Annotated in this window: 22 protein-coding genes, 1 riboswitch and 1 other annotated feature; all 22 genes read left to right on the top strand. The window is 42.5% G+C overall.

The window, feature by feature from the left end; genetic code table 11:
* Positions 1-37: 37 nt before the first annotated feature.
* Positions 38-1,861, top strand: a complete 1,824-nt coding sequence (locus B5F18_RS00170; protein ID WP_087155645.1) for a SpaH/EbpB family LPXTG-anchored major pilin — start codon at positions 38-40, stop codon at positions 1,859-1,861.
* A gap of 93 nt (positions 1,862-1,954) precedes the next feature.
* Positions 1,955-2,851: a class C sortase gene (locus B5F18_RS00165; RefSeq protein ID WP_087155644.1), complete on the top strand. Its 897-nt coding sequence runs from the start codon at positions 1,955-1,957 to the stop codon at positions 2,849-2,851.
* Positions 2,848-3,543 (top strand): class C sortase, encoded by a 696-nt coding sequence (locus tag B5F18_RS00160; protein WP_087155643.1) that lies wholly within the window; start codon positions 2,848-2,850, stop codon positions 3,541-3,543. Before B5F18_RS00165 ends, B5F18_RS00160 begins: the two co-directional genes overlap by 4 nt.
* 388 nt (positions 3,544-3,931) lie before the next feature.
* Positions 3,932-6,697, top strand: a complete 2,766-nt coding sequence (locus tag B5F18_RS00155) for a penicillin-binding transpeptidase domain-containing protein (protein WP_087155642.1) — start codon at positions 3,932-3,934, stop codon at positions 6,695-6,697.
* 180 nt (positions 6,698-6,877) lie between these two features.
* Complete coding sequence (locus tag B5F18_RS00150) at positions 6,878-8,149, top strand: Y-family DNA polymerase (protein ID WP_087155641.1); 1,272 nt, start codon at positions 6,878-6,880, stop codon at positions 8,147-8,149.
* Positions 8,150-8,158: 9 nt separating this feature from the next.
* Positions 8,159-8,470 carry a hypothetical protein gene (locus tag B5F18_RS00145; protein ID WP_143468343.1) on the top strand — a complete coding sequence of 104 codons (312 nt, stop codon included), beginning with the start codon at positions 8,159-8,161 and terminating at the stop codon, positions 8,468-8,470.
* Positions 8,471-8,530: 60 nt separating this feature from the next.
* Positions 8,531-8,807: a binding site (T-box leader), on the top strand.
* Between the two features lie 125 nt (positions 8,808-8,932).
* Entirely contained in the window at positions 8,933-10,396 is a 1,464-nt protein-coding gene (gene trpE, locus B5F18_RS00140) for an anthranilate synthase component I (RefSeq protein WP_087155826.1), read from the top strand.
* The gene (locus B5F18_RS00135) at positions 10,393-12,000 is read left to right on the top strand and encodes a bifunctional anthranilate synthase component II/anthranilate phosphoribosyltransferase (protein ID WP_087155639.1); all 1,608 of its coding nucleotides are present in this window, start codon (positions 10,393-10,395) and stop codon (positions 11,998-12,000) included. The genes trpE and B5F18_RS00135 overlap by 4 nt, the downstream gene beginning before the upstream one ends.
* Before the next feature lie 4 nt (positions 12,001-12,004).
* Positions 12,005-12,790 (top strand): indole-3-glycerol phosphate synthase TrpC, encoded by a 786-nt coding sequence (gene trpC, locus B5F18_RS00130; RefSeq protein ID WP_087155638.1) that lies wholly within the window; start codon positions 12,005-12,007, stop codon positions 12,788-12,790.
* Complete coding sequence (locus B5F18_RS00125; RefSeq protein ID WP_087155637.1) at positions 12,787-13,419, top strand: phosphoribosylanthranilate isomerase; 633 nt, start codon at positions 12,787-12,789, stop codon at positions 13,417-13,419. Before trpC ends, B5F18_RS00125 begins: the two co-directional genes overlap by 4 nt.
* Positions 13,412-14,596 carry a tryptophan synthase subunit beta gene (trpB, locus tag B5F18_RS00120; RefSeq protein ID WP_087155636.1) on the top strand — a complete coding sequence of 395 codons (1,185 nt, stop codon included), beginning with the start codon at positions 13,412-13,414 and terminating at the stop codon, positions 14,594-14,596. The genes B5F18_RS00125 and trpB overlap by 8 nt, the downstream gene beginning before the upstream one ends.
* The gene (gene trpA / locus B5F18_RS00115) at positions 14,589-15,371 is read left to right on the top strand and encodes a tryptophan synthase subunit alpha (protein ID WP_087155635.1); all 783 of its coding nucleotides are present in this window, start codon (positions 14,589-14,591) and stop codon (positions 15,369-15,371) included. Before trpB ends, trpA begins: the two co-directional genes overlap by 8 nt.
* A gap of 71 nt (positions 15,372-15,442) precedes the next feature.
* Positions 15,443-15,487, top strand: a riboswitch (PreQ1 riboswitch).
* A gap of 24 nt (positions 15,488-15,511) precedes the next feature.
* Positions 15,512-16,522: a nucleoside hydrolase gene (locus B5F18_RS00110; protein WP_087155634.1), complete on the top strand. Its 1,011-nt coding sequence runs from the start codon at positions 15,512-15,514 to the stop codon at positions 16,520-16,522.
* Positions 16,522-17,106: an ECF transporter S component gene (locus B5F18_RS00105; RefSeq protein WP_087155633.1), complete on the top strand. Its 585-nt coding sequence runs from the start codon at positions 16,522-16,524 to the stop codon at positions 17,104-17,106. The genes B5F18_RS00110 and B5F18_RS00105 overlap by 1 nt, the downstream gene beginning before the upstream one ends.
* Positions 17,093-17,782: a radical SAM protein gene (locus B5F18_RS00100; protein ID WP_087155632.1), complete on the top strand. Its 690-nt coding sequence runs from the start codon at positions 17,093-17,095 to the stop codon at positions 17,780-17,782. Before B5F18_RS00105 ends, B5F18_RS00100 begins: the two co-directional genes overlap by 14 nt.
* A 2-nt stretch (positions 17,783-17,784) precedes the next feature.
* Positions 17,785-18,816 carry a 3-deoxy-7-phosphoheptulonate synthase gene (locus B5F18_RS00095; RefSeq protein WP_087155631.1) on the top strand — a complete coding sequence of 344 codons (1,032 nt, stop codon included), beginning with the start codon at positions 17,785-17,787 and terminating at the stop codon, positions 18,814-18,816.
* A 27-nt stretch (positions 18,817-18,843) separates the two neighbouring features.
* A complete protein-coding gene (yaaA, locus tag B5F18_RS00090) occupies positions 18,844-19,590 on the top strand; it encodes a peroxide stress protein YaaA (protein ID WP_087155630.1) in 747 nt (248 codons plus the stop codon).
* Between the two features lie 55 nt (positions 19,591-19,645).
* On the top strand, positions 19,646-20,839 hold the full coding sequence (locus B5F18_RS00085; RefSeq protein WP_087155629.1) for a glycosyltransferase family 4 protein: 1,194 nt from the start codon (positions 19,646-19,648) through the stop codon (positions 20,837-20,839).
* A complete protein-coding gene (locus tag B5F18_RS00080) occupies positions 20,826-21,644 on the top strand; it encodes a glycosyltransferase (protein ID WP_087155628.1) in 819 nt (272 codons plus the stop codon). The genes B5F18_RS00085 and B5F18_RS00080 overlap by 14 nt, the downstream gene beginning before the upstream one ends.
* Positions 21,641-22,942: a hypothetical protein gene (locus B5F18_RS00075; protein WP_087155627.1), complete on the top strand. Its 1,302-nt coding sequence runs from the start codon at positions 21,641-21,643 to the stop codon at positions 22,940-22,942. Before B5F18_RS00080 ends, B5F18_RS00075 begins: the two co-directional genes overlap by 4 nt.
* Complete coding sequence (locus B5F18_RS00070) at positions 22,903-23,676, top strand: ABC transporter permease (RefSeq protein WP_087155626.1); 774 nt, start codon at positions 22,903-22,905, stop codon at positions 23,674-23,676. Before B5F18_RS00075 ends, B5F18_RS00070 begins: the two co-directional genes overlap by 40 nt.
* A gap of 9 nt (positions 23,677-23,685) precedes the next feature.
* The gene (locus tag B5F18_RS00065) at positions 23,686-24,423 is read left to right on the top strand and encodes an ABC transporter ATP-binding protein (protein ID WP_087155625.1); all 738 of its coding nucleotides are present in this window, start codon (positions 23,686-23,688) and stop codon (positions 24,421-24,423) included.
* The last annotated feature ends 13 nt before the right edge of the window (positions 24,424-24,436 follow it).

Raw genomic sequence — 24,436 nt, 5'->3', positions numbered from 1 at the left:
AACCAAGAAAGAGAGATTTCAGAAAGGGGAAATTATTATGATGAAAAAACGAGGTATGAAACTATGGTCAAAAGTAGTTGCGGTATGTCTTGTATTAGCTCTTACAATTTCTGTAGGTCTTCCGGCAATGGCAGCGACTATTGTTGATGGGGATATTAAGCCAACCTCAACAGGTACGATTAATGTGACAGGTAAGGAAACGGAAAAGGGTGCTACTGTAACAGCATATCAAATTATCACAGTAAATGCTGAAAATGGAGAAAGCGATAATGGTGGGACATATTTTCAGCCATTAAGTCCTATGTATACATGGGTTGATTCAATTGCTGCTTGGCTGAAAACATATACAGCAGATGGAGAAACCTATCCTTTTTCCGGCTATGTTGGTGACGCAAATGAAGTTACAAAGGCCTTTTCAGAGATAAATGGTTCTGATAAAACAACCTTTTATGTTACTTTGCGTGATGCCATTGGAGAGATGGGGGATTTAACTTCCAAAACAACTACATTTTCTACAGAACAGAATAATCCTACAGCAAAGTTTACAGATATGGCTATGGGACAATGGTTTATAGTCATTACTCCAAATCAGGAGCATGCTGGATATGAATATGCTCCAGCTATAGCAGATCTTACTCCAAAATTTGATGAAACCGGTAAGGTATGGAAATTTGAAGATGTAGTAGAAGTTGTTGCAAAATCAAATCCTGGTATTATTGAAAAAGATGTAGACGATTATACTGTAGAGATTGGACAAACAGTAACCTATACATTGAATGTTCCGGTTCCATATTATCCAGATGATGCAATAGCAGAGATGTTCCGTATTGGTGATAAAGTTTCAGAAGGAATAACTGTTAAAAATAATTCTGCTAATAATATGCAAATAATTGCAGTTTATGAAAGCGGCTCAACACGATTAATTGGCACTTCAGAAACTGAGCGTGATGATGATTATAATCTTTATTATAATGGTATTGACTATGGATATAAAGGTGATCAGGAAGAAGGGTATCAGCCACCAAAAGATGAAGAGGGAAATCCTATTAATGGGCAAAGAGATTTTACTTTTATGATTGATTTCGATTATGATAACCTTATGGAGGAGTTTGGCTACTATGAGGAATCTCCTCTGCAGAATATTCAGGTTACATATGAAGGAACTATCAATGAAAACGCAATTATAAGTGATGATTCCTTGCTTAATGAAGCTTATATAGGACAGAATAATGACCCATATGACCGCGATTCATATACTCCAACCACAGATGAAGAAAAATTGTATACTTATGGAATTGATTTGGCAAAAGTTGAAGAAGATGGCAAAACTCCTCTTCCAGGGGCAGAATTTGAATTAAGGACAAAAGGGAATGATCCTTCTACAGCTCTAGGGTTTATTAAAGAAGAGGGTGACGGAAATTACCGCAGGCCTCAAGAAGGCGAGGAGGCATCAGCTACAACAACATTAGTGGTTGGTTCACAGGAAGGTAATGTCGGTAAATTACTTCTTCAGGGATTAGCAACAGGAAAATATTATCTGGTCGAAACAAAAGCACCTGACGGATATGAATTATTGACTGATCCAATAGAAGTGAATATTGTAGATAAGGAAGCAGATGATCCTGACTATGATTATGGAAAAAATCCTATAGAGGGCGCTGGCACCATTGATGATGCGGGAGATATAGAAGAAGGAAGTAATATAACTAATATCTACTACAAAACAGTAATAAACACAAAACCTCCAGTTCTTCCACTCACAGGAGGTATGGGAACAATCATCTTCTCCACAGTGGGTATCATCCTCATGGCAGGCGGCATTGCACTTGTTGTAAGTTACAGGAGAAGAAGACACGCATAAACTGGATATGTATGAAAAACAAATAAGAAATGAACACCGGAGCGGGGCGATAAGTTCCGCTCCGGGTTTTGTCATTTCTGGAAAGGATGATGGATGAAGACGAAAAAAACGGGGAAAAAGGGAAAGGAAAAGTTAATCTGGGTGGCTGCTGTGTTGTTTTTTCTTCTCGGAGCAGGCGTATTTTTGTATCCATTCATCAGTAATTTTTTAGCAGAAAAAAATCATGAAAAAGTGATTGATTCATATAAGGCAAAGGTAGAAAAAATCTCTTCAGAAGATCTTGAAAAAGAGTGGGAAGAAGCAAAAATTTACAATGAAAATCTTGCCGGAGACCCGGTGCATGACCCATTTATTGTCGGAAGCGGATATGCAGTTCCGGACAATTACAATGAAGTTTTAAATGTGGACAGCAGCGGAGTGATGTGCTATCTGGAAATCCCAAAGATTAATTTAAATCTCCCGGTTTACCACGGCACAAGTGAGGAAGTGCTGCAAAGAGGCGCTGGACACCTGGAGATGACAGCTCTCCCAATCGGCGGTGAAAACAGACGAAGTGTTCTGACCGGGCATCGGGGGCTGCCTAGTGCAGAGTTGTTTACAAGACTGGATGAAATGGAAGTAGGAGATTATTTCTTTATTCACGTTCTGGATCAGACTTTGGCTTATCAGGTTAATGAAATTAAAACTGTAAAACCAGAGGAGCTGCAGAAACTAAATGTCAATCCGAAAGGGGAAGACCTTGTCACTTTGGTGACATGTACCCCTTATGGCGTAAATACCCATCGGCTTTTGGTGACCGGGGAGCGCACAGACTATGTACCTGAGATAAAAGAACAAGAGGAAAAAGTCCCATTGACCACAAGACTCATGCCTTGGCGTTACTATATTGCCGGAGGAGCTGCGGCCCTTGGTATCATTGCCGCTGTCATGATCACGATGAAAATACTTCGTTACCGCAAATACGGAAAGAAAAGGAAGAAGAAACGATGAAAAAGAGTGGAATTGTCATCTATATCATTGCAGGAATCCTGTTTCTTGGCGGCCTTGGAGTTTTTCTTTATCCAAAAGTGACAGACTTGATTTACAGGCAGGAGACGCAGAAGAAAAAAGAAGAATTTGTTCAGTCAAAACAAGGCTCTGACATTAAAGTGGAGGAGTTGTATCAGGAACTTATCAGACGGAACAGAGAGCTCTACGAATCCAGGCAGTCCGGCATCCGTGATCCTTTCTTTTATGAACAGCCGACCATTGACTTGAGCAGTTATGGAATCAAAGACGGCATTATTGGGTTTATCAAAGTGGAACGTCTTGGTGTGGAACTCCCGATTTATCTTGGGGCCAATGAAGAAAATATGTCGCTGGGAGCAGTTCATTTGACAGAGACATCCTATCCGGTTGGCGGGGAGAATACGAACAGTGTCATTGCCGCGCACAGAGGATTCAGCAGGACAGCCATGTTTCGGAATATTCAAAGACTGGAACCCGGGGACCAGGTGGTGATTGAAAACTTTCGGGAAGTTTTGACGTATCAGGTTGTAGATACAGAGGTGATCATGCCGTCTGAGGTAGATAAACTTTTGATCCAGCCTGGGCGGGATATGGTTACATTGCTGACCTGTCATCCCTACCGGTCAAATAAGCAGCGGTATGTTGTGTACTGTGAAAGAGTGGAGACACCTTGATCAAATATTTGGAGTGGAGCTGATATGTTCTGCTTAAAAACACTAGTGATACAGCCGCTTTAGACAGATAGCTCAAACTGGCAGCACGGGTAAGCTCCATTGAGGAGTTTCAAAGACAGATCAAATAAAATATTTCTTAGCCGGGAGATATGCTTTTCTGGATATCTCCCGGTATCTAAATATTGATTCGCGGCCGTTTCTGGCCAAATTTTAAACTAATTTTATTGAAATGCAGAGGAATTCTATAAAGTCAACAAAAATCTTTCATAAATGTCTGTGTAGAAGATATATAAATTTTTCTTGACATACAAATCCTACAGGTGTAATATTCGTGTTGGTATTACATATGTAGTATTATTGCGGAAAATCAATTTAGGAGTTTAAATTCATGAAAAATATAAAGATACCAAGAAGTTTTGTATTGTTAATCCTGTTTATCATCTTATTTTTGTTTCTTATCGCACGATTGTTTCACCTGCAGATTGTCAAAGGAAAAGAATATGCCGAAAATTTTAAATTGAAAACAAAAAGAGAAATTACACTTCTGGGAACAAGGGGAAATATTTATGACCGTAATGGAAAACCGCTTGCCAGAAACAAGTTGGCATATTCGGTTACGTTTGAAGATTCACAAACCTATGGTTCCGAAAGAGAGAGACAATTAAGCTTGAACAGTAAAATTTACAAAATGAATCGCATCATAAGGAATCAGGGTGGATCCGTGGAAAACAGTTTAAAAATAATGGTGGATAAAAATGGAACTTATATATTTACTGTGAGCGGATTTGCACTTGACAGATTTAAGGCAGACGTCTATGGGAAGAGTCGTATAGAAGATATGAAAGAAAAAGAGAAAAATGCCACAGCCGAAGAGGTCATTTCGTTTCTTTCGGATAAGTTTTGTGTTTATTCAGAGGGGAATAAACAGTATACAGCAAAAGAAAAAGCAGAATATGGCCTGCCGGAACAATCGGACGGACAAGAGCTTTTGGATCTTTTGCATGTGCGTTATGCATTGTCCTTACAGGCATATCAAAAGTACCTTCCTGTAACAGTGGCAAGAGATATATCACAAGAGACAGTTGCGGGGATCATGGAAAATCAATCCGAACTTTTGGGTGTGGATATCAGTGAGGACAGTATCAGGGTCTACGAAGGCGGAGAGGCCTGTTCCTCCATTTTAGGATACACCGGTGTGATATCATCAGAAGAACTGACCAAAAAGAAAGAAACGGGATATACGATAAATTCTATTGTGGGAAAATCCGGGCTGGAACAATATTTGGACAGCGTTCTTCAGGGCAGAAACGGAAAAAAAGAAGTTTATGTAGACAGTATGGGAAGAGTGATGGAGGATTTGGGAGTCATAGAAGAGCCGCAGGCTGGCAAGGATGTATATCTAAGTATAGATGCAGATCTACAGCAAAAAACGTATGACGCATTAGAGCGAAAACTTGCGGATATCTTGCTGCAAAATTTAGTAAATGCAAAAACCTTTGACAAGGAAACAATAAATGACACAACAGAAATAAAGATTCCGGTTTATGATGCATATATTGCTCTTTTAAATAACGGAGTGATCGATTTAGAACAGTTTCAGGAAAAGGATGCATCAGAATTGGAAAAAGAAATTTATCAGAGCTGTTTGAATAAAAAGAATCAGGTGATTGAAAAAATTGAAAAGCAATTGACCCAAACGCCGGTAAAATATAAGGATCTTGGAAAAGAAATGCAGGAATATCAAAGACTGATTATCGATAGTCTGGATATGATAGATGAAGAAAAAATGGAAAAAGACTTAGAACTACTTAAAAATTGGGAAAAAGGAGAGTTGTCCATAAGCGAATATCTGCATGGAATGATTGGAGAAGGGTGTATAAATTCCGGAATTTTTGATTCGGAAGAACAATATCTGCAGCAGGACGAAATGTATCAACTGCTGGTATCGTATATAGCGGAAGAACTCCAAAGTAACATGGAATTTGAAGAATTGATATATCGATATATGGTCTTGAACAACGAAATATCTCCGGAACAGATATTCATGGTCTTATATGAACAAGGCGTCCTGGACAGGCAGGATGGAGATTTTGAAAAGTGGCAGCGTGAAGCGCTGTCTACGTATGGCTTGATGGTCCAAAAGATACAGAAATTGGAAATTACTCCGGCAGACCTGGCGTTGGACCCTTGTTCAGGTTCAGCTGTGGTTACAGATACCAAAACAGGGAAAGTATTGGCCTGTGTTTCTTATCCCGGATATGACAATAACCGTCTGGCAAATCAGATGGATAATAACTATTACTATAAAATTTACAATAATGCTTCCATCCCTCTCTATAATCGTGCAACACAACAGTTGTCTGCGCCAGGTTCCACATTTAAACCGATCACCATCATTGCAGGATTAGAAGAAGGAGTGATAGAAAATTCAACAACAGTCATGTGCGATGGCGTATTTGATAAAGTGGTACCGCCATTGAAATGTTGGAATCACGCGGGACACGGCAGTGTGACCGGTGTGGCCAGTGCTTTGGCGCATTCCTGCAATGACTATCTATGTGAAATATCTTATCGTTTGGGAATGACGGGAAACAATGAATTTTCAGACAAACAGGCATTAGAATATATACAGGACTATGCAAAGTTATTTGATCTGGATAAAAAAAGCGGAATTGAATTGCCGGAAAGTAATCCTAAGATAACCGATCAGTATGCGATTCCTTCAGCTATCGGCCAGGGGACAAACAATTTTTCTACAGTTCAATTAGGAAGATATGTCACAACTCTTGCAAATCAGGGAACCAGTTTCCGTCTATCGCTGATTGACAAGATGGATGGAACAGAGACAAAACCAAAAAAGGAAAGTACAATCAATTTATCCGTTTCCACATGGAATAGCGTACTGGCAGGGATGGAAAAGTATGCGAAGAATACAGGTGTATTTGAAGGATTCCCAATATCGGTTGCGGGAAAATCGGGAACAGCGCAGGAAAGTAAAACAAGGCCAGACCATGGCTTATTCGTAGGGTATGCTCCGGCAGAGAATCCCCAAATAGCGGTAGCAGTCAGAATTACCAATGGCTACGTTGCAGGAAACGCAGTGGAGTGCGGGAGAGAAATTTTTGAGACATATTTTAAAACAGAGAACCAATGATTCAATCAAAACAGTATACGAAATGACAAGAAAAGACTTCTGTTTATTTGCAGAGGTCTTTTTTCAATTTTAGAAGTTATATGAAAACTATGTTTTTATTTCACATTTCCTGGAAACAATTACCCATTGATAAAACAAACATATGTTCTGTATAATAATAGAGAAAACGAGGTGAAAAATATGGTCAATCCAAAAAAGCGATTCTTTCACATTGATGTGAATTCCGCTTATCTTAGCTGGGAGGCAGTCCATCATCTAAAACATTTGGGCGGAAAAACTGATTTTAGAAAAGAACTTTGTGCAGTCGCAGGGGATGTAGAGCTGCGGCACGGAATTATTCTGGCAAAATCAGAAAAGGCAAAGGCATTTGGCATTCATACAGGAGAGAGCATTTTGGAGGCAAAACGAAAGTGTCCGAATCTTCTCCTCTTAAGACCTCATTATGAGTTGTATGAAAAATGTTCCAAAGCCATGCTTGGGATTTTGGAGACATATTCAGACCGGGTAGAGCAGTACAGTATTGATGAGGCATTTTTGGACATGACAGGGAGCGAGAAACTTTGGGCAGATCCAAAAGATGCAGCATGGGAAATTAAAGAAACAATTCGGGAAAAACTTGGCTTTTCGGTAAATATCGGCATCTCTTCCAATAAAGCCCTGGCAAAAATGGCATCGGATTTTCGAAAACCTGATCTTGTTCATACATTATATCCCGAAGAAATCAAGGAAAAACTTTGGTATCTGCCCATAAAAGAGTTGTTTTTCGTAGGAGATGCAACAGAACGAAAGTTGAAAAATCTTGGCATATTCACGATTGGAGAACTGGCGTGTACAGATTTGGAAATACTGAGGACTTATCTGAAAAAGCACGGAGAAATCATTTGGCATTTTGCTAACGGAAGAGATGTCTCAAAGGTGTTGGAAACTCCAAATATCCAAAAAGGATATGGAAATTCCATAACCATTCCTTTTGATGTGAAAGATGCAGATTTGGCAAAACAGGTTCTGCTCGCACTCTCGGAAACGGTTTCTGCCCGCATAAGATATGCACAAGTTTTGACCGGTCAGGTTGGAATCCGGATCAAGGATATTTTTTTCCGTAACTTTGGACATCAAAGAAGTCTGAAGAATGCGACAGATGTGACAGGAGAAATTTATGAACAGGCATGCCGATTGTTTGAGGAATTATGGGATGGTCATCCTATCCGCCATCTTGGAGTGTACGCGGGAAAAATCATGGGAAAAGATACGGGCAGACAGAGAGTTTTGTTTGAGAAAAGAGATTTTGAAAAATTTCAAAAACTGGATCAAGCGATAGATGAAATACGAAAGAGATATGGGATAGACAGTATAAAACGAGCAGTTTTTTTAGACAGCCACATAGACCATATGTCCGGAGGCATAAGTCGGGAAAAAAGAACAGTGGATGAAGAAGAGAAGGTTTTATGGTAAGGAGGCAGCATGATGGCATTTGAATACGGAACCCCGATTTTAAAAAGGGAATCCCCTGTAAAAAGAAGATGTTTTAGCGACGCAGCGGTACTTTGCTGGTTTACTTCAAAGGGAAGAGCAATCCCTTTGCTTGTCAAACTGCAGGAAGGAGATGAAATCATAAAACTGCAAAATATAAAAGTACATTCTTTGACAGAACAATTTTATGCAGGCATCCAGACTTGGGAATATGAATGCAGTGCTTATGATGAAAATAAGGAGTATTTATTTTTGCTGCAGTATTTTCCTGAAAATAAAAGATGGAAAATTGAAAAAATCTAAAATTCTAAAAATGTCTTGACATTTAGTATATTTACGCTATACTTATTTACAAAGTTAAAACAAAAACCGATGAACAAGAGAAGTAGATAGAAATATTTGTTTCCAGAGAGCCGTAGGTGCTGAGATTACGGCAGCAAGAGTTTCTATTGAATGGACTTGTGAGGGCAGCTTGAAATCAATCAAATGGAGAGTAGACGCTGACGGGTATCTTGGCCGTTACCATCAAGAGATGTATGATAGTACATGAAAGAGTGGTCAAAAGTCTGTATTAGATAACAGACAGACAATATGGGTGGCACCGCAGGAGACAATGAAATTACCAGTCCCTGTCCCATTGGAAGTGATTCCAGTGGGGCGGGGATTTTTTTATTGCAAAAGGAAGTCCTTTGGATGCATCTACCGATGAAAAAATCCTCCGGTCAGAATCCAGATACCAAACTCTTTCAGGAAAGGAAGGAAAACATGATAAAACCAGATTGTGAAACAACAAGGAAACTAGCAAAAACGTATTCTGTCATTCCTGTTTATCAAGAGTTTTTGGGAGATGTTTTAACTCCTATCGCAATCCTGAAAAAACTGGCAGAAAACAGCAGCAGGTATTATCTTTTGGAGAGCGTGGAGGGAGGAAAAACATGGGGACGGTACTCTTTTCTGGGGTGTGATCCTCTGATGCGGATCACATGCCGGGACTGTGAAGTAACGATAGAAAGAAATGGAAAAAAAGAGATAAAACGAACCGAGACTCCTCTGGAAGTCCTGAGAAATATTTTAAAAGAATACAAGGCTCCGGTGATGCCGGAACTGCCTCCGTTTACCGGTGGAATGGTCGGATATTTTGCCTACTCCATGATCGGTTACGAAGAGCCTGTTCTCAAGATAAAAAAGGGTGGATTTGCGGACTATGATGTGATGTTATTTGACAAAGTGATTGCCTATGACCACTTAAGACAAAAACTGTTTCTCATTGCAAATATAAACACCGACAATGTCATAGAAAATTATGGAAAAGCGGCAAAAGAGATTGAAAGACTCGCCGCAATGCTGAAAAAAGAAGGGGATGGAAAGTCCGTAGTGGAAAAAGAAAAAATTTGTTTTCAGTGCAGTACCTCAAAAGAAGAGTATTGCCGGATGGTGGAAAAGACAAAGGAATATATCCGAAACGGTGATATTTTTCAGGCAGTTATTTCCAGGCAGTTTCATGCAAAGACAAAGAATAGTATTCTTCCCGCATACCGGATTTTACGAACAACAAACCCTTCCCCTTATATGGTATATTTCCACACAGAGGACGAGGAGTTGATGAGCACTTCTCCTGAGACTCTTGTGCGGCTGAACCACGAATGCCTGGCTACGTTTCCAGTGGCGGGCTCCAGGCCAAGGGGGGCTACAAAAGAGGAAGATGATGCACGAAAGACAGAACTTTTGTCGGACGAAAAAGAATTGGCAGAACACGATATGCTTGTGGATCTTGGCAGGAATGATTTGGGCAAGATCAGCAAGTTTGGTTCTGTGGAGGTGACAAAATACAAAGAAATACATCAGTATTCCAAAATCATGCATATCTGCTCTCAGGTGGAAGGAGAGATCGATGACGGAAAGGATGCTCTGGATGCTATCGCATCCGTACTGCCAGCAGGGACGCTCTCGGGAGCACCCAAAATACGCGCCTGTCAGATCATTGAAAAGCTGGAAAAGGAAGAGCGCGGAATCTATGGAGGAGCGATCGGGTACCTGGATTTTACAGGCAATATGGACACCTGTATTGCCATTCGAATGGCAGTGAAAAAAGGGGATACCGTCTATGTGCAGGCAGGAGGCGGCATTGTCGCAGACAGTGTGCCGGAAATGGAATACGAAGAGTCAGCAAACAAAGCGGCAGCAGTCATCCAGGCGGTCGTGGAAGCAGGGGAGGCAGAAGAATTATGATTTTATTGATAGATAATTATGACAGCTTTACTTATAATTTAGTTCAATATTTTGGAACACTGCAGCCGGATATTTCGGTTGTAAGGAACGATGGCATAAGCGTAGAGGAAATTGAAAAGATGAATCCATCTCACATTGTTCTCTCCCCGGGTCCCGGCTACCCAAAGGATGCAGGAATCTGCGAGGAAATCATCCGGCATTTTCAGGGAAAGATTCCGATTCTTGGCATTTGCCTTGGACACCAGGCAGTCTGCGAGGTGTACGGCGGAACCATTGCTCCGGCGAAAGCGTTGGTACATGGAAAGAAGAGTAAAATAAGAATCAATAAAACCTGCACACTTTTTCGAGGACTGAAAGAAGAATTTTATGCGGCAAGATATCACTCCCTGGCTCTCAAAGAGGAGACGCTTCCAAAAGACCTGGAGGTGACAGCAAAGTCAGAGGATGGCGAAATCATGGCAGTTGCACACAAATTTTATCCGGTATACGGACTTCAATTTCATCCGGAATCCATTTTGACAGAATATGGCATGGACATACTGGAAAATTTCCTGTCCGTAACATGCAATAGGGAAGAAAAACTGCAGATGAAAGATGCAATCCATTCTCTTATGGAGGGAGAGGATTTAAGCTATGAGACAGCTAAAAAAGTGATGGAAGAAATGATGGATGGAAGAGCCACGAACGCGCAGATGGGAGCTTTCCTTGCTGCTCTTCGGATGCGTGGAGAAACCATTGAGGAAATTACCGCATTTGCGGAAGTGATGCGGGAAAAGGGAATCAAGATCAAACCAAAACGGGAAGTCATGGACATTGTGGGAACCGGAGGAGATGAGGCCGGCACATTTAATATCTCCACCACTTCTGCATTTGTGGTTGCATCCGGAGGTGTTCCGGTTGCCAAACACGGGAACAGAAGTGTTTCCAGCAGAAGCGGTGCCGCAGACGTACTTGAGTGCCTGGGAGCCAATGTTTCTCTGGACGCAAAACAAAACGAAACCATTTTAAACCGTACGGGAATGTGTTTCTTGTTTGCTCCTGTGTATCATTCCTCCATGAAGTATGCAGCCCCTGTGAGAAAAGAGATGGGTGTAAGAACCGTGTTCAACATTTTAGGCCCGCTCTCCAATCCAGCGGCAGCTAGTATGCAGCTGCTTGGTGTGTACGACAAAAAACTGGTGGAGCCCTTGGCAAAAGTGCTTGGAAATCTCGGCGTTGTCCGGGGAGTGGCTGTGTGCGGAGCAGACGGTCTGGATGAAATTACTCTGACCGGTGAGACAAAAGTATGTGAGATCCGTTTCGGAAAAACGACCAGCTACACGATTTCCCCGGAACAATTTGGATTAAGGAGAAGCAGACTGGAAGAGCTGGTCGGCGGAACTCCGAAAGAAAATGCAAAGATCACAAAGGACATTCTTTCGGGAAAGGAAAGAGGCCCCAAAAGAGACGTGGTTTTGTTGAATGCAGGGATGAGCCTTTATCTTGGGATTGACGGCATCACCCTTGAAGACGGGATCAAACTGGCGGGTGAACTGATAGACAGCGGGAAAGCGCTGGAAAAACTGGAAGAGTTTGTCGCAGCGACAAAAGAATATAAGGAGTAAAAAGATGATTCTTGAGACAATTGCAAAAAGTACGAGAATGCGGGTGGAAAAGAAAAAACAGATCCTTTCTTTGGAGGAGATCAAACAACTGGCGCTCAATCAGGAAAAAAAGGGGGATTTTCCCTTTGAAAAAGCGCTAAGAAAAAAGGGTATGTCCTTTATCTGTGAGGTCAAGAAGGCATCCCCATCCAAAGGGATCATTGCCAGAAAGTTTCCTTATCTTGACATTGCAAAAGAGTATGAAGAGGCAGGAGCAGATGCCATTTCCTGTCTGACAGAACCGGAGTATTTTCTGGGGGCCGACACTTATCTGAAGGAGATTGCAAAAGCTGTGTCCATCCCGGTCCTTAGAAAAGACTTCACTGTTGATGCCTATCAGATTTATGAGGCAAAGATGCTTGGCGCGGATGCCATCCTTCTGATCTGTGCACTGCTTACAAAGGAAGAGCTTACAGAGTTTCTCAACATTGCCAAAAGCCTGGAACTTTCCGCACTTGTCGAGGCACATGACGCGGATGAGATATCTATGGCTTTACAGGCAAGGGCAAGGATCATTGGTGTAAACAACCGCAATTTGAAAGATTTCACAGTGGATTTGAAAAACAGTATAAACATGCGCAAATTGGTGTCCAAAGAAGTGCTCTTTGTAGCTGAGAGCGGAATCCGGACAAGAGAAGATGTAAAAAAACTGGAAAAGGAAGAGGTGGACGCTGTTCTCATTGGGGAAACACTCATGAAAAGTGAGAAAAAAGAAACCATTCTCAAGGCTCTTAGAGGGGAGGGTATATGAAAACGAAGATAAAAATATGTGGCCTTCGTACACAGGAAGATATCCGGATCGTCAACCGTGAAAAGCCGGATTATGCTGGGTTTGTGTTTGCACCCGGAAAACGGCAGATTGATATTTCTCAGGCAAAAATATTGAAAAGTTTCCTGGAACCAGAGATTACAGCAGTTGGGGTGTTTGTCAATGCCCCTTTTGAGGAAGTCTGCGCAATTGCGGACAAAAATATCCTTGACTGGATCCAACTTCATGGTGATGAAGATGAAACATATATCCGTCATCTTAGAGAACTTACAGACAAACCTGTCATCAAAGCCATCCGTGTTCGAAACACAAAGGATATCAGAAAAGGCGATCATCTGCCCTGTGATTATCTTTTGCTGGATGCATATCAAAAAGAGCAATATGGAGGGAGCGGTCATACCTTTGACTGGTCGATGATTCCAAAGATGACCAAGCCGTTTTTTCTGGCAGGAGGCATCAGCGAAAGGAACTTAGAAGAAGCGATACAAACGTATCAGCCGTTTGCACTGGATGTCAGCAGTTCTGTGGAGACAGCTGGGAAAAAAGATGCAGATAAGGTAAAACGAATCATAGAATTAGTGCGAAACAGAAAGGAAGAAGAACATGAGTAAAGGAAGATATGGTATATACGGAGGACAATATATCCCGGAGACATTGATGAATGCCATTCACGAACTGGAGGATGCATATGAGACATACAGTAAAGACCCATCTTTTGCGGCGGAGCTGGAGGATCTTTTGAAAAACTATGCAGGCAGACCATCCATGCTCTATTTTGCAAAAAAAATGACCGAAGATCTTGGCGGAGCAAAAATCTATCTAAAACGTGAAGATTTAAACCACACCGGGGCACATAAGATCAACAATGTGCTGGGGCAGGTACTCCTCGCCAAAAAAATGGGAAAGACAAGGGTGATTGCTGAGACCGGTGCAGGACAGCACGGAGTGGCAACCGCAACAGCGGCAGCGTTGATGGGTATGGAATGTGAGATTTTCATGGGAAAGGAAGACACGGACAGGCAGGCGCTCAATGTGTACCGTATGGAGCTTCTCGGAGCAAAGGTGCACGCAGTGACAAGCGGTACGCAGACATTGAAAGATGCAGTCAACGAGACGATGCGGGAGTGGGCAAGCCGGATGGAAGATACCCTCTATGTCCTTGGCTCTGTTATGGGACCGCATCCGTTTCCAATGATCGTGCGCGATTTCCAGAAAGTCATTGGAAAGGAAATAAAAGAACAGCTTTTGGAGAGGGAAGGAAGACTGCCGGATGCAGTCATTGCCTGTGTAGGAGGCGGCAGCAATGCCATGGGTGCATTCTTTGAGTTTATCCCGGACAAAGAAGTACGCCTGATTGGATGTGAGGCGGCAGGACTTGGAGTGGACACGGATAAACACGCTGCCACCATGACAAAGGGCAGTACAGGGATTTTCCACGGAATGAAATCCATTTTCTGTCAGGATGAATACGGACAGATCGCGCCGGTTTACTCTATTTCAGCGGGGCTTGATTATCCGGGCATCGGGCCGGAGCATGCGGCTTTGGCAGATGAGAAGAGGGCCCAATATGTTCCGGTCACAGACAGCGAGGCAGTGGAAGCGTTTGAGTATCTGTCACGCACGGAAGGTATCATCCCTGCCATCGAGAGTGCACATGCAGTGGCCTATGCAAAAAAACTGGCGCCCTCTATGGAAAAAGACCAGATTATCGTGGTCAATCTTTCCGGGCGCGGTGACAAAGATGTGGCAGCAATAGCAAGATACAGAGGAGTGAATATTTATGAATAAAATTGCAGAGGCATTTCAAAACAAAAAAGCATTTATCCCGTTCATCACAGCAGGGGACCCGTCCCTTGAAATGACGGAACAACTTTTGTACACCATGCAGAAAGCGGGGGCAGACCTGATAGAGATCGGAATCCCTTTTTCCGACCCTGTAGCAGAGGGTGTAGTGATTCAGGAAGCCAATGAACGGGCGCTGAAACAAGGATGTACTACAGACAAGATTTTTGACATGCTCTCCCGCGCAAGAGAGCGTGTGACAGTACCGCTTGTTTTTTTGACCTACTTAAATCCAATCTATACGTATGGGAAAGAAAGATTTATGCAAAAATGCGCCGAGTGTAAAATCGACGGACTGATCGTTCCGGATATGCCGTACGAAGAAAGGGAGGAGCTGCAGGATGTGTGTAAAAAATATGATATAAAAATCATCTCACTCATTGCGCCGACCTCCAAGGAACGGATTGCCATGATCGCAAGTAAGGCCGAAGGATATCTCTACTGTGTCTCCTCCCTTGGAGTGACAGGAATACGCAAAGAAATCAAAACCGATATAGCGGATATGGTGGCACACATCCGGGAAACAACCGATATTCCATGCGCCGTGGGATTTGGAATCGCCTCCACAGAACAGGCAAAAGAAATGGCTGCTCTTTCCGATGGCGCGATTGTGGGAAGTGCTATTGTGAAACTGATTGGCGAATACAAGGAAAACGCTCTTGCACCGGTGGAAGATTATGTCAGGATGATGAAACAGGCTGTACAGGATACAGAAGAATAAAACAACCCCTTTGTATTTCTTGAAAAATTTGCTATACTAAATATCGTGCATTTATAAAATCGGGTCAATGACCCGGACTGGTTCGCAAACTTCCCAGTATAAAAAACCAAGTATCTCAAAAAAAGAAAGGAGATTGGAGAATGAATGCAAGGAAAGTAATCATTGACTGCGACCCTGGAATCGATGACGCCCTGGCGCTGATGTTGGCATTGTCACTGCCGCAGATAGAGGTGATCGGAATCACGGTTGTGTGCGGAAATGTGCCTGTGGAAAAGGGAATCGTAAATGCCAGACGTGTGCTGGAATGGATGGGCAGGGAGGAGATTCCTGTGTATGCAGGAGAGAGAACACCTCTGATGAGGCCATATGTGGATGCTATGGATACTCACGGGGAAGATGGTCTTGGAGAATCCGACCTTCCAAAGCCCATGGGAAAAGAAGAGAGTGCGGATGCGGTGACGTATCTTCTGGATACGCTGGAAAGAGAAGAAAATGTCTCCATCATTGCTCTTGGACCTTTGACTAATCTTGCGAGGGCTTACCAAAGAGCGCCGCATATCTTTGCAAAAGTGGAGGAACTTGTGTCCATGGGAGGAACTTTCCGAACGCCGGGAAACTGTTCCCCTGTGGCAGAGTACAACTACTGGTGCGACCCGGACGCAGCAAAGATCCTGTACGAAGCATTTTCAGCGGATACGCAGTTTAAAGAGAAAAAAATACATATGATCGGCCTGGATGTGACAAGAAAGATCGTGCTCACGCCAAATATATTGGAGTATATGAAAATCACACACCCTGTTTTAGGTGAACTTGTAGAAAAGATCACGAGATTTTATTTTGATTTTCACTGGAAACAGGAACAGGTGATCGGATGCGTGATCAATGATCCTCTGGCTGTCGCATACTTTGTGGACAAAACCGTTTGTCAGGGGTTCGATGCCTACACTGCAGTGGAGACAGAAGGAATCAGTTATGGGCAGACGCTTGTAGATGAATGGGATATCTGGAAAAAGCCACAAAACAGCCATATTCTCGTGAAAACAAATGTAAAAGCGTTTATGCACCTATTTTTGTGCGCTGTTTTCCACGCAAATGAAAACGAATGTGACATGGTACTGGAGCAGATCCTTGCCGGAAAGGAGGACTCCTGATGAGAAAGAGGACATTTGCCATCGTCCTTGTGGCCATGTCTGCTGTACTCAACATGGTGGGCTCTAATCTGGCGTTGTTTTTAAAACTTCCGGTCTATCTGGACACCTTGGGTACGATGGTTGCAGGAGCACTTTTAGGACCGTGGTATGCGATCTGTGCAGGGGTGGTGAGCGGCATTTTAACCGGTATAACGACGGATATCTACTCTTTATTCTTTCTTCCTGTACAGTGTGTCATCGGATTTTTGTCCGGGTGGGTATTCCGGGAGAGAAGAAAAGGAAAGAAATTGCCTGTCCTTGCGAGTGTGCCGATCATCTCTGTTCCGGGGACTTTTGTGGCAGCTGTAATCTCTGCCGCTGTTTTTGGAGGCGTGACTTCCTCTGGATCTACTGTGCTGGTGCAAGTATTCCACCACCTTGGGGTCCATTTGACCGTGAGTGTCTTTTTAGTGCAGTTCATAACGGACTTTTTTGACAAACTTATTGTGTTTTGGGCTGCCATGATGGTGGCAAAAGTAGTGCAAAAAAATTTTCCACAGATTATGACAGAAGAAAAAGGAGGAGGCCGGCATGGAGCGTTATAGCAAAATAACAGAAAAAACAAAACGGGAGATCGTACTTTTAAAAGGATTTCCCTGCGCGTGGGGAAAATGCCGGTTCTGCGATTACACGGATGACAATTCCAGGAATGAAAAAGAAATGATACAGCTTAACAGGGAAGTACTCTCCCATGTCACAGGGGAGTTTGGAGTTTTGGAGGTCATCAATTCCGGTAGCTGTTTTGAGCTTCCAAAAGAGACATTGGAGGACATCAGACGCGTGGTGCAGGAAAAAAACATAAAAAGATTGTTTTTTGAGGCGCACTGGATCTACCGCAACAGGCTGAACGAAATGAGGGCATTTTTCCGGATTCCCATCACATTTAAAACAGGGGTGGAGACCTTTGACAATGCATTTCGCGAGGAATATCTATATAAACACGCACCGTTTCGTGATGCCGCAGAGGCTGCAAAATATTTTGACTCTGCCTGTCTGATGGTGGGGATCAAAGGCCAGACAAAAGAGATGATCAAACGGGATATCGCCCTTTTAAAGGAGCATTTTCAACATGGAACCGTAAGTGTATTTACCGACAATACAACCGATGTAAAAAGAGACGAGGAGCTCATCCGTTGGTTTCTTCAGGAATACAGTTACCTGAAAGACGATCCGAACGTGGATGTGCTTTATGAGAATACAGATTTTGGAGTAGGAGATTAAAAATGTCAATGAAGATCAATCATCAACTTTTCAGCCCGGAGACATTGAAAGAGGAATACCCTCTGCCGGACGAATTCAAAGCATTAAAAAAAGAAAGAGACGAGCAGGTAAAAGAGATTCTGTCCGGTAAATCTGACAGATTTATCGTATTAATCGGACCTTGTTCTGCGGACAACGAAGATGCCGTGTGCGAATATATGGAAAGACTTGCAAAGGTCGATGAAAAAGTGAAGGATAAATTGATGATCATCCCGCGTGTGTACACAAACAAACCGAGGACGACCGGGGAAGGATACAAAGGGATGCTTCATCAGCCAATCCCGGATGAGGCGCCGGATTTGTACGCAGGGATCATTGCAATCCGCAAAATGCATCTGCGTGTCATTAAAGAATGCGGATTTACATGTGCAGATGAAATGCTGTACCCGGAAAACAGAAGTTATCTGGACGATCTTTTGACCTATGAGGCGATCGGTGCGCGCTCTGTGGAAGATCAGCAGCACAGACTGACTGCAAGCGGCATGGACATTCCGGTAGGAATGAAAAACCCGACCAGCGGCGATTTCACAGTCATGCTCAATTCCATCGTGGCTGCACAGAATGGCCACAACTTTATCTACAGAGGATTCGACGTCACCACAGACGGAAATCCATACGCACATGCAATTTTAAGAGGCGGTGTGGACAAATACGGAACTGCTATTCCAAACTACCACTACGAAGATTTGATGCGTCTTTTGGAAATGTATGGAGAGTGGAATTTAAAAAATCCGGCTGCGATCGTGGACGCCAACCATTCCAATTCCAATAAAAAGTACAAAGAACAGCTGCGCATTGTCAGCGAAGTACTCCACAGCAGAAACTGCAATCCGGATATCAAAAAACTGGTCAAAGGTGTTATGGTGGAAAGTTATCTTGTGGAAGGAAACCAGAAGATCAATGAGGAGCGAATTTACGGAAAATCCATTACAGACCCTTGTATCGGATGGGAAGATACGGAAAAACTACTGTACAAAATCGCAGAAATGTCATAAGCAAAAGAACTGTTGAGATAAAAAAATATGAAAATCATAATTTCACCTGCAAAAAAAATGATCACTAACACCGATGTATTTCCGGTAGAAAAACTTCCGGCCTTTCTGGAGGATACAAGGCAGTTAATGAGAGAAATCCGGAAACTCTCTTATCAGAAAGCAAAAGAATTGTGGAAGTGCAATGAAAAACTGGCTGTTCTAAACTATGATCGGTTTGCGCAAATGGATCTGGAGAGAGCTCTCACACCTGCGATCCTCGCCTATGAAGGGCTGCAGTATCAGTATATCGCCCCGGAAGTGTTTACAGAAGAGGCGCTTTCATATATTCGGGATCACCTGCGCATTTTGTCCGGATTTTATGGTATATTGTCCCCTTTTGACGGAGTGACTGCTTACCGCCTGGAAATGCAGGCAAAGCTTGCGGTAAATGGTCATCCAGATTTATACGGTTTCTGGGGCAACCGGCTCTATGAAGAGTTGACGAAAGAAGATCATGTGATCCTCAATCTTGCCTCAAAAGAATACTCAAAGTGTATAGAAAAGTATGTGACTGACAAAGATACCTTTATCACCGTTGGATTCGGTGAATGGATAGATGGAAAGGTGAAACAAAAAGGGACCTTTGCCAAAATGGCAAGAGGTGAAATGGTCCGGTTTCTGGCAGAAAACCAGATACAGGATGTGGAACTTCTAAAAGAATTTCAGGCATTGGGCGTCTCTTACAAGGAAGAATTATCAAACGATACCACCTACATTTTTATAAAGGAAAAATGAGAACATACATAAAATCTCCTGCTGACGGAAAAACTGTCAGTAGGAGATTTTTATTATGACAGAAAAAAATATATTGATTTTAGCTACCACCAATGAATTCCTTGGAAAATTTGAACAGCAGAATGTCAGGATCCTCAGACAAAAAGGGTTCACTGTACATTATGCGGCAAACATGAACGAACCTTCGTATCTCCACGATATAGAACGGATCAAAAAAATGGGAGTACAGGCACATCACATTGAAATCGCACGTTCTCCGTATATGTTTCAGTACAATACAAAAGCTTTTAGGCAGCTGCTCCATCTGATCCGAAAATACCGGATTGACGCTATTCACTGTCATACACCTGTTGGCGGGCTTTTGGGCAGATTGGCAGGTTGGCTGCCCAAAAAAGAGCGCCCCATTATTCTCTATACAGCTCATGGATTTCATTTTTATAAGGGAGCCCCCCTGTTCAATCATCTGTTTTACTATCCGGTTGAGAGATTTTTGGCCCACAACACAGACATTTTGATTGTCATAAATGAAGAAGATTATCGAAATGCCAAAAGGTTTCGCCTAAAAAAAGGAGGCTCGCTTTATAAAATTCCAGGGGAAGGTCTGGATCTTGACGTGTTTCACCCTGTGTCAGATGAAGAGAAGAGGGAAAAAAGAAAGAATCTTGGAATTTTGGATGAGGATTTTTTCCTCCTATCCGTAGGAGAAATCAATGCAAATAAAAATCAAAAAATCGTAGTGGAGGCGCTTTCTATTCTAAAGAAAAGAAAAGGAGCACAGTCCATTCGTTATGGAATAGTTGGAGATGGGTTTTTCAGAGAAAAACTTCAGGATTTTGTAGAGAAAAAAGGTATGGAAAAAGAGGTCATATTTTATGGCTATTGCAGCAATCCGTGGGATTATATCGGATGCGCGGATGCTGTGATCTTCCCTTCAAAAAGAGAGGGGCTTGGAATGGCAGGACTTGAGGCTTTGGCCATGGGAGTTCCCCTTCTTGCCTCAGACAACCGTGGAACAAGAGAATATATGGAACACGGAAAAAATGGATTTCTTTTCCAATACAATAATGTAAAAGAAGTGGCAAAAACTATTGAAAATATCCGAAATCTGGATGAGAAAACAAAAAGAGAAATGAGGCAGGAATGTGTACTGTCCGTAAAACCATTTGAAAATGTATATGCAGGTGCAGTGATGCAGAGAATCTATACAGAGATGGAGAGAAGAATGGAGAGAAGAAATGGGAAAAAATAAAGTCATGGTAAGCGTTGTCATGGGTGTGTATGATCCGGAAAAAGAAAAATTGAAAAAAGCCCTATATTCCATTGTCAAACAAACTTTCAAAGACTGGGAGCTGATTCTCTACGACGATGGTTCTAAAAATAAAGATGCTGCTTTTATCCGGAAATTGTGTGAAAAAGATGAACGGTTTATCTATATCAGGCAGAAAAAGAACCACGGACTTGCATACGCGCTGAATGTGTGCATTCGTCAGGCAAAAGGAAAATATGTCGCAAGGATGGATGCGGACGATATCTGTGAGCCAAAACGTTTTGAAACTCAATACCAGTTTTTGGAAACGCACCCGAAATATCAGTGGGTGGGATCCAATGCGGAATTGATGGACAAGGATGGGGTGTGGGGCTATCAAAAAATGCCGAGAATACCCAAACGGACAGATTTCCTTTTTAATTCTCCCTACCTTCACCCAACAGTCATGTTTCGAAGGACAGTGCTCAAGGAAAACCACGGATATTGCTCTGCCTCGAAATGGAAGGGGCTGGAGGACTATGAGCTGTTTATGAGACTTCACAAAAACGGAAATCATGGATACAACATTCAGGAAAGTCTTTTGAAGTACTGGGAAGACTATCATTCTCATCAAAAAAGAACGTATATGCGCAGAATCCGGGAGATGTTTCTGCGCATACATGGATTCCGCCTGCTTGGGATTTTCCATGTAAAAACATTGCCTTATGTGGTAAAACCACTCCTGGTGGGAGCCATACCAGCACCCTTGCACCATTATATCCGAAAGAAAAGGAAAAAGATGCCATGAACCGGGAAAGAGAACACCAAAAATTAGCGTTCGTGCTTGGAAATTATGTGAAGTGGGTTCTTTTTAAAGCGCAGAAACATGGTATAGAACGACTTTATTTTCTCTCCAGAGACGGCTATCTATTATGGAAAATGGGACAAATTTTATGCAGAAGATTTAAAATCGCAATAGAGTGCAGATATTTGTGCTGTTCCAGATATTCCTTAAATCTTCCTGCTTTTTGCTTAAATGAAATCTCTGGTATGGATTACCTTTGCAGGGGTGGAACGGATGTAACACTGTCTAAAATTCTGGACCGGAGCGGACTTAAAGAGCAGGAAAAAAAAGAAGTGCTCGATAAACTGGACGCATCGAATTGGTGCGATGAGAAACTCTCCAAAGAAAAGCTGATAAAAGTCCGGTCCCAGTTGGAAACGTGCTCGTTGTTTCTGGAGTTTGTCCGACGCCATTCCAAAAAGGCCCTACAATCCATTTCCGGATATCTTATGCAGGAAGGGCTTTTGGAAACAGTTTCATTTGCTATTGTTGACAGTGGATGGAGCGGCACTACACAAGATACCTTGAATAGGCTGTTGGAATATATGGGGCGAAAGGAACTTTTGAAAGGATACTATTTTGGACTCTATGAACTGCCCTCAAATACAAAACGAGCGGCTTACCACAGTTATTATTTCTCCCCGGAAACACACCTGTTCCGGAAAGTGTTTTTTTCCAACTGCTTTTTTGAGGCGGTCTATACAGCTCCACACGGAACAACCATTGGATACCAAAACATAGGAGGGATCTATCAGCCATTATTTGCAAAAGACAGACGCAAAAAACAAAATGTGTGTAAAGACATCAGCCATGCATGTGTCCGCTATGCGTCTTCCTGCGCATCCCTGCATTTGACAAACTTTCAAAAAGAAAAACGGCGGACAGAACGGATTCTTGGAAAAATCATGAGCGCACCTTCCAGGCAGCAGGCAAAATACTACGGAAACATTTCTTTTTCTGACGATGTTAACGGGGAAGGGGAGCAGGTACTGGCCCGGCCAATGACAGATTCACAGTTAAACCATTATCATTTTTTTCCTATGTTGTATCGGAAAGTAAAGAAAGAAAAGTCCTGGATACCTGAAAGCGCCTGGTATCCGGGCAGCGCAGTTTTATACGGGAAACATCCCGCATGGCATCTTTACGGATATACCCTGTTTCAGACTGCCCGGTATTTTTTTAAGATCCAGAAGGAAAAAAGAAAAAGAAGGAAGGAGAGTTCATGCAGTTGTCACCAAAAACAAAACAGTATGCATTCGTGATCCAGCAGCTGACATCCAGAGAAATCAAACGCAAATATGCAAGGTCGTATCTTGGAATTGTGTGGAGTGTACTCAATCCCTTGCTCTCTATGGTGGTACTGTCCCTTATCTTTTCGCAGCTGTTTCGGCGTTCCATTGAAAATTATCCGATCTATTATTTGACGGGATATCTTTTGTGGCAGGCATTTACCGGAGCCACCACGACAGCTATGACAACACTTGCGGACAATAAAGCTCTGCTTTTGAAAGTCAAATTTCCGATGGAGCTCTTTATCCTTGCAAGAGTGTACACAGCCTTGTTAAATCTTGGTTATTCGTTTCTTGCATATGCAATCATGCTGGCGGTGTTTCGTATTACTCTTAGGCCAACCTTTATTTTCTTTCCTGTTTTTGTTTTCTTTTTGTTTTTATTTACCCTTGGTATTTCCTATCTTTTGGCAAGTGCCTATGTCTTTTTCGGAGACATCAAACACCTGTATTCGGTTTTTTTGACCCTTTGGATGTACTGCTCGGCTATCTTTTATCCGGCCGAACAGCTTACTGGACCTATCAGAATTGTCATTGACAACAATCCGATCTACATTTTGATCCACTGCTTAAGAAAAGCCGTTCTGTCAGGACTGCTGCCAACTTTTTTTGAGTGGGCAGGGATTGTTTTTTGGTGCGTGGGCAGCTATCTGCTTGGAAGGTATATTTTCAAGAAAAACAGAAATACTATCATGCAGAAACTGTAGGAGGCACAGATGGAGACAGAAGTCATCGTACAAAACGTGAGTATGGAATTTGAACGGGCAAAAGATGTTCCGGACAGCATGAAGGAACTGCTGATCAAAAAATTAAAAGGCACTTACCGCCCTGAAACATTTAAAGCTTTGGACAACATCAGTTTTACAGTCAAAAAAGGAGAAGTGGCAGGGATCATCGGTACAAATGGTTCCGGAAAAAGTACGCTTCTAAAGATCATCTCCGGAGCACTCATCCCAAGCAGTGGGCGGGTATATGTGGACAGAAAAAAAGTACATCTTCTGACACTTGGAACTGGTTTTGATCCGGAGCTTACAGGAAAGGAAAATGTGTACTTAAACGGTGCAATGATCGGGTATACAAAATCATTTCTTGATCAAAAATATAAAGAAATTGTAAAGTTTGCCGAGCTTGACGGATTTATGGATACAAAAGTGAAAAACTTTTCATCCGGCATGGTTTCCAGACTCGGATTTGCAATCGCCACTGCAGGGGACAGTCCGGAAATACTCATTTTAGATGAAGTGCTGAGTGTGGGGGACATGTTTTTTAGAAAGAAAAGCGAAGAGCGTATCAAAAAGATGATCCACGGAGGATCCACAGTCCTTATTGTATCTCATTCTACCTCCGTCATCCGCAACAACTGTACAAAAGCAATCTGGATTGAGAAAGGGAAACTAAAGGCATGCGGCAACCCTGATGTTGTCTGCGATACCTATGAAAAAATGGGAAAGTAGCAAAAGGAGGAGT

It is taken from the genome of Lachnoclostridium sp. An181, from assembly GCF_002160325.1.
GTDB lineage: Bacteria > Bacillota > Clostridia > Lachnospirales > Lachnospiraceae > An181.
Note: the sequence above shows the minus strand (reverse complement) of the source record. Positions and strands in the feature narration are given on the sequence as shown.

Bases quoted from the DNA above. Each gene is read 5' to 3' on its own strand.
- B5F18_RS00170 (WP_087155645.1), top strand. From the start codon at position 38: ATGATGAAAAAACGAGGTATGAAACTATGGTCAAAAGTAGTTGCGGTA.
- B5F18_RS00165 (WP_087155644.1), top strand. From the start codon at position 1,955: ATGAAGACGAAAAAAACGGGGAAAAAGGGAAAGGAAAAGTTAATCTGG.
- B5F18_RS00160 (WP_087155643.1), top strand. From the start codon at position 2,848: ATGAAAAAGAGTGGAATTGTCATCTATATCATTGCAGGAATCCTGTTT.
- B5F18_RS00155 (WP_087155642.1), top strand. From the start codon at position 3,932: ATGAAAAATATAAAGATACCAAGAAGTTTTGTATTGTTAATCCTGTTT.
- B5F18_RS00150 (WP_087155641.1), top strand. From the start codon at position 6,878: ATGGTCAATCCAAAAAAGCGATTCTTTCACATTGATGTGAATTCCGCT.
- B5F18_RS00145 (WP_143468343.1), top strand. From the start codon at position 8,159: ATGATGGCATTTGAATACGGAACCCCGATTTTAAAAAGGGAATCCCCT.
- trpE (WP_087155826.1), top strand. From the start codon at position 8,933: ATGATAAAACCAGATTGTGAAACAACAAGGAAACTAGCAAAAACGTAT.
- B5F18_RS00135 (WP_087155639.1), top strand. From the start codon at position 10,393: ATGATTTTATTGATAGATAATTATGACAGCTTTACTTATAATTTAGTT.
- trpC (WP_087155638.1), top strand. From the start codon at position 12,005: ATGATTCTTGAGACAATTGCAAAAAGTACGAGAATGCGGGTGGAAAAG.
- B5F18_RS00125 (WP_087155637.1), top strand. From the start codon at position 12,787: ATGAAAACGAAGATAAAAATATGTGGCCTTCGTACACAGGAAGATATC.
- trpB (WP_087155636.1), top strand. From the start codon at position 13,412: ATGAGTAAAGGAAGATATGGTATATACGGAGGACAATATATCCCGGAG.
- trpA (WP_087155635.1), top strand. From the start codon at position 14,589: ATGAATAAAATTGCAGAGGCATTTCAAAACAAAAAAGCATTTATCCCG.
- B5F18_RS00110 (WP_087155634.1), top strand. From the start codon at position 15,512: ATGAATGCAAGGAAAGTAATCATTGACTGCGACCCTGGAATCGATGAC.
- B5F18_RS00105 (WP_087155633.1), top strand. From the start codon at position 16,522: ATGAGAAAGAGGACATTTGCCATCGTCCTTGTGGCCATGTCTGCTGTA.
- B5F18_RS00100 (WP_087155632.1), top strand. From the start codon at position 17,093: ATGGAGCGTTATAGCAAAATAACAGAAAAAACAAAACGGGAGATCGTA.
- B5F18_RS00095 (WP_087155631.1), top strand. From the start codon at position 17,785: ATGTCAATGAAGATCAATCATCAACTTTTCAGCCCGGAGACATTGAAA.
- yaaA (WP_087155630.1), top strand. From the start codon at position 18,844: ATGAAAATCATAATTTCACCTGCAAAAAAAATGATCACTAACACCGAT.
- B5F18_RS00085 (WP_087155629.1), top strand. From the start codon at position 19,646: ATGACAGAAAAAAATATATTGATTTTAGCTACCACCAATGAATTCCTT.
- B5F18_RS00080 (WP_087155628.1), top strand. From the start codon at position 20,826: ATGGGAAAAAATAAAGTCATGGTAAGCGTTGTCATGGGTGTGTATGAT.
- B5F18_RS00075 (WP_087155627.1), top strand. From the start codon at position 21,641: ATGAACCGGGAAAGAGAACACCAAAAATTAGCGTTCGTGCTTGGAAAT.
- B5F18_RS00070 (WP_087155626.1), top strand. From the start codon at position 22,903: ATGCAGTTGTCACCAAAAACAAAACAGTATGCATTCGTGATCCAGCAG.
- B5F18_RS00065 (WP_087155625.1), top strand. From the start codon at position 23,686: ATGGAGACAGAAGTCATCGTACAAAACGTGAGTATGGAATTTGAACGG.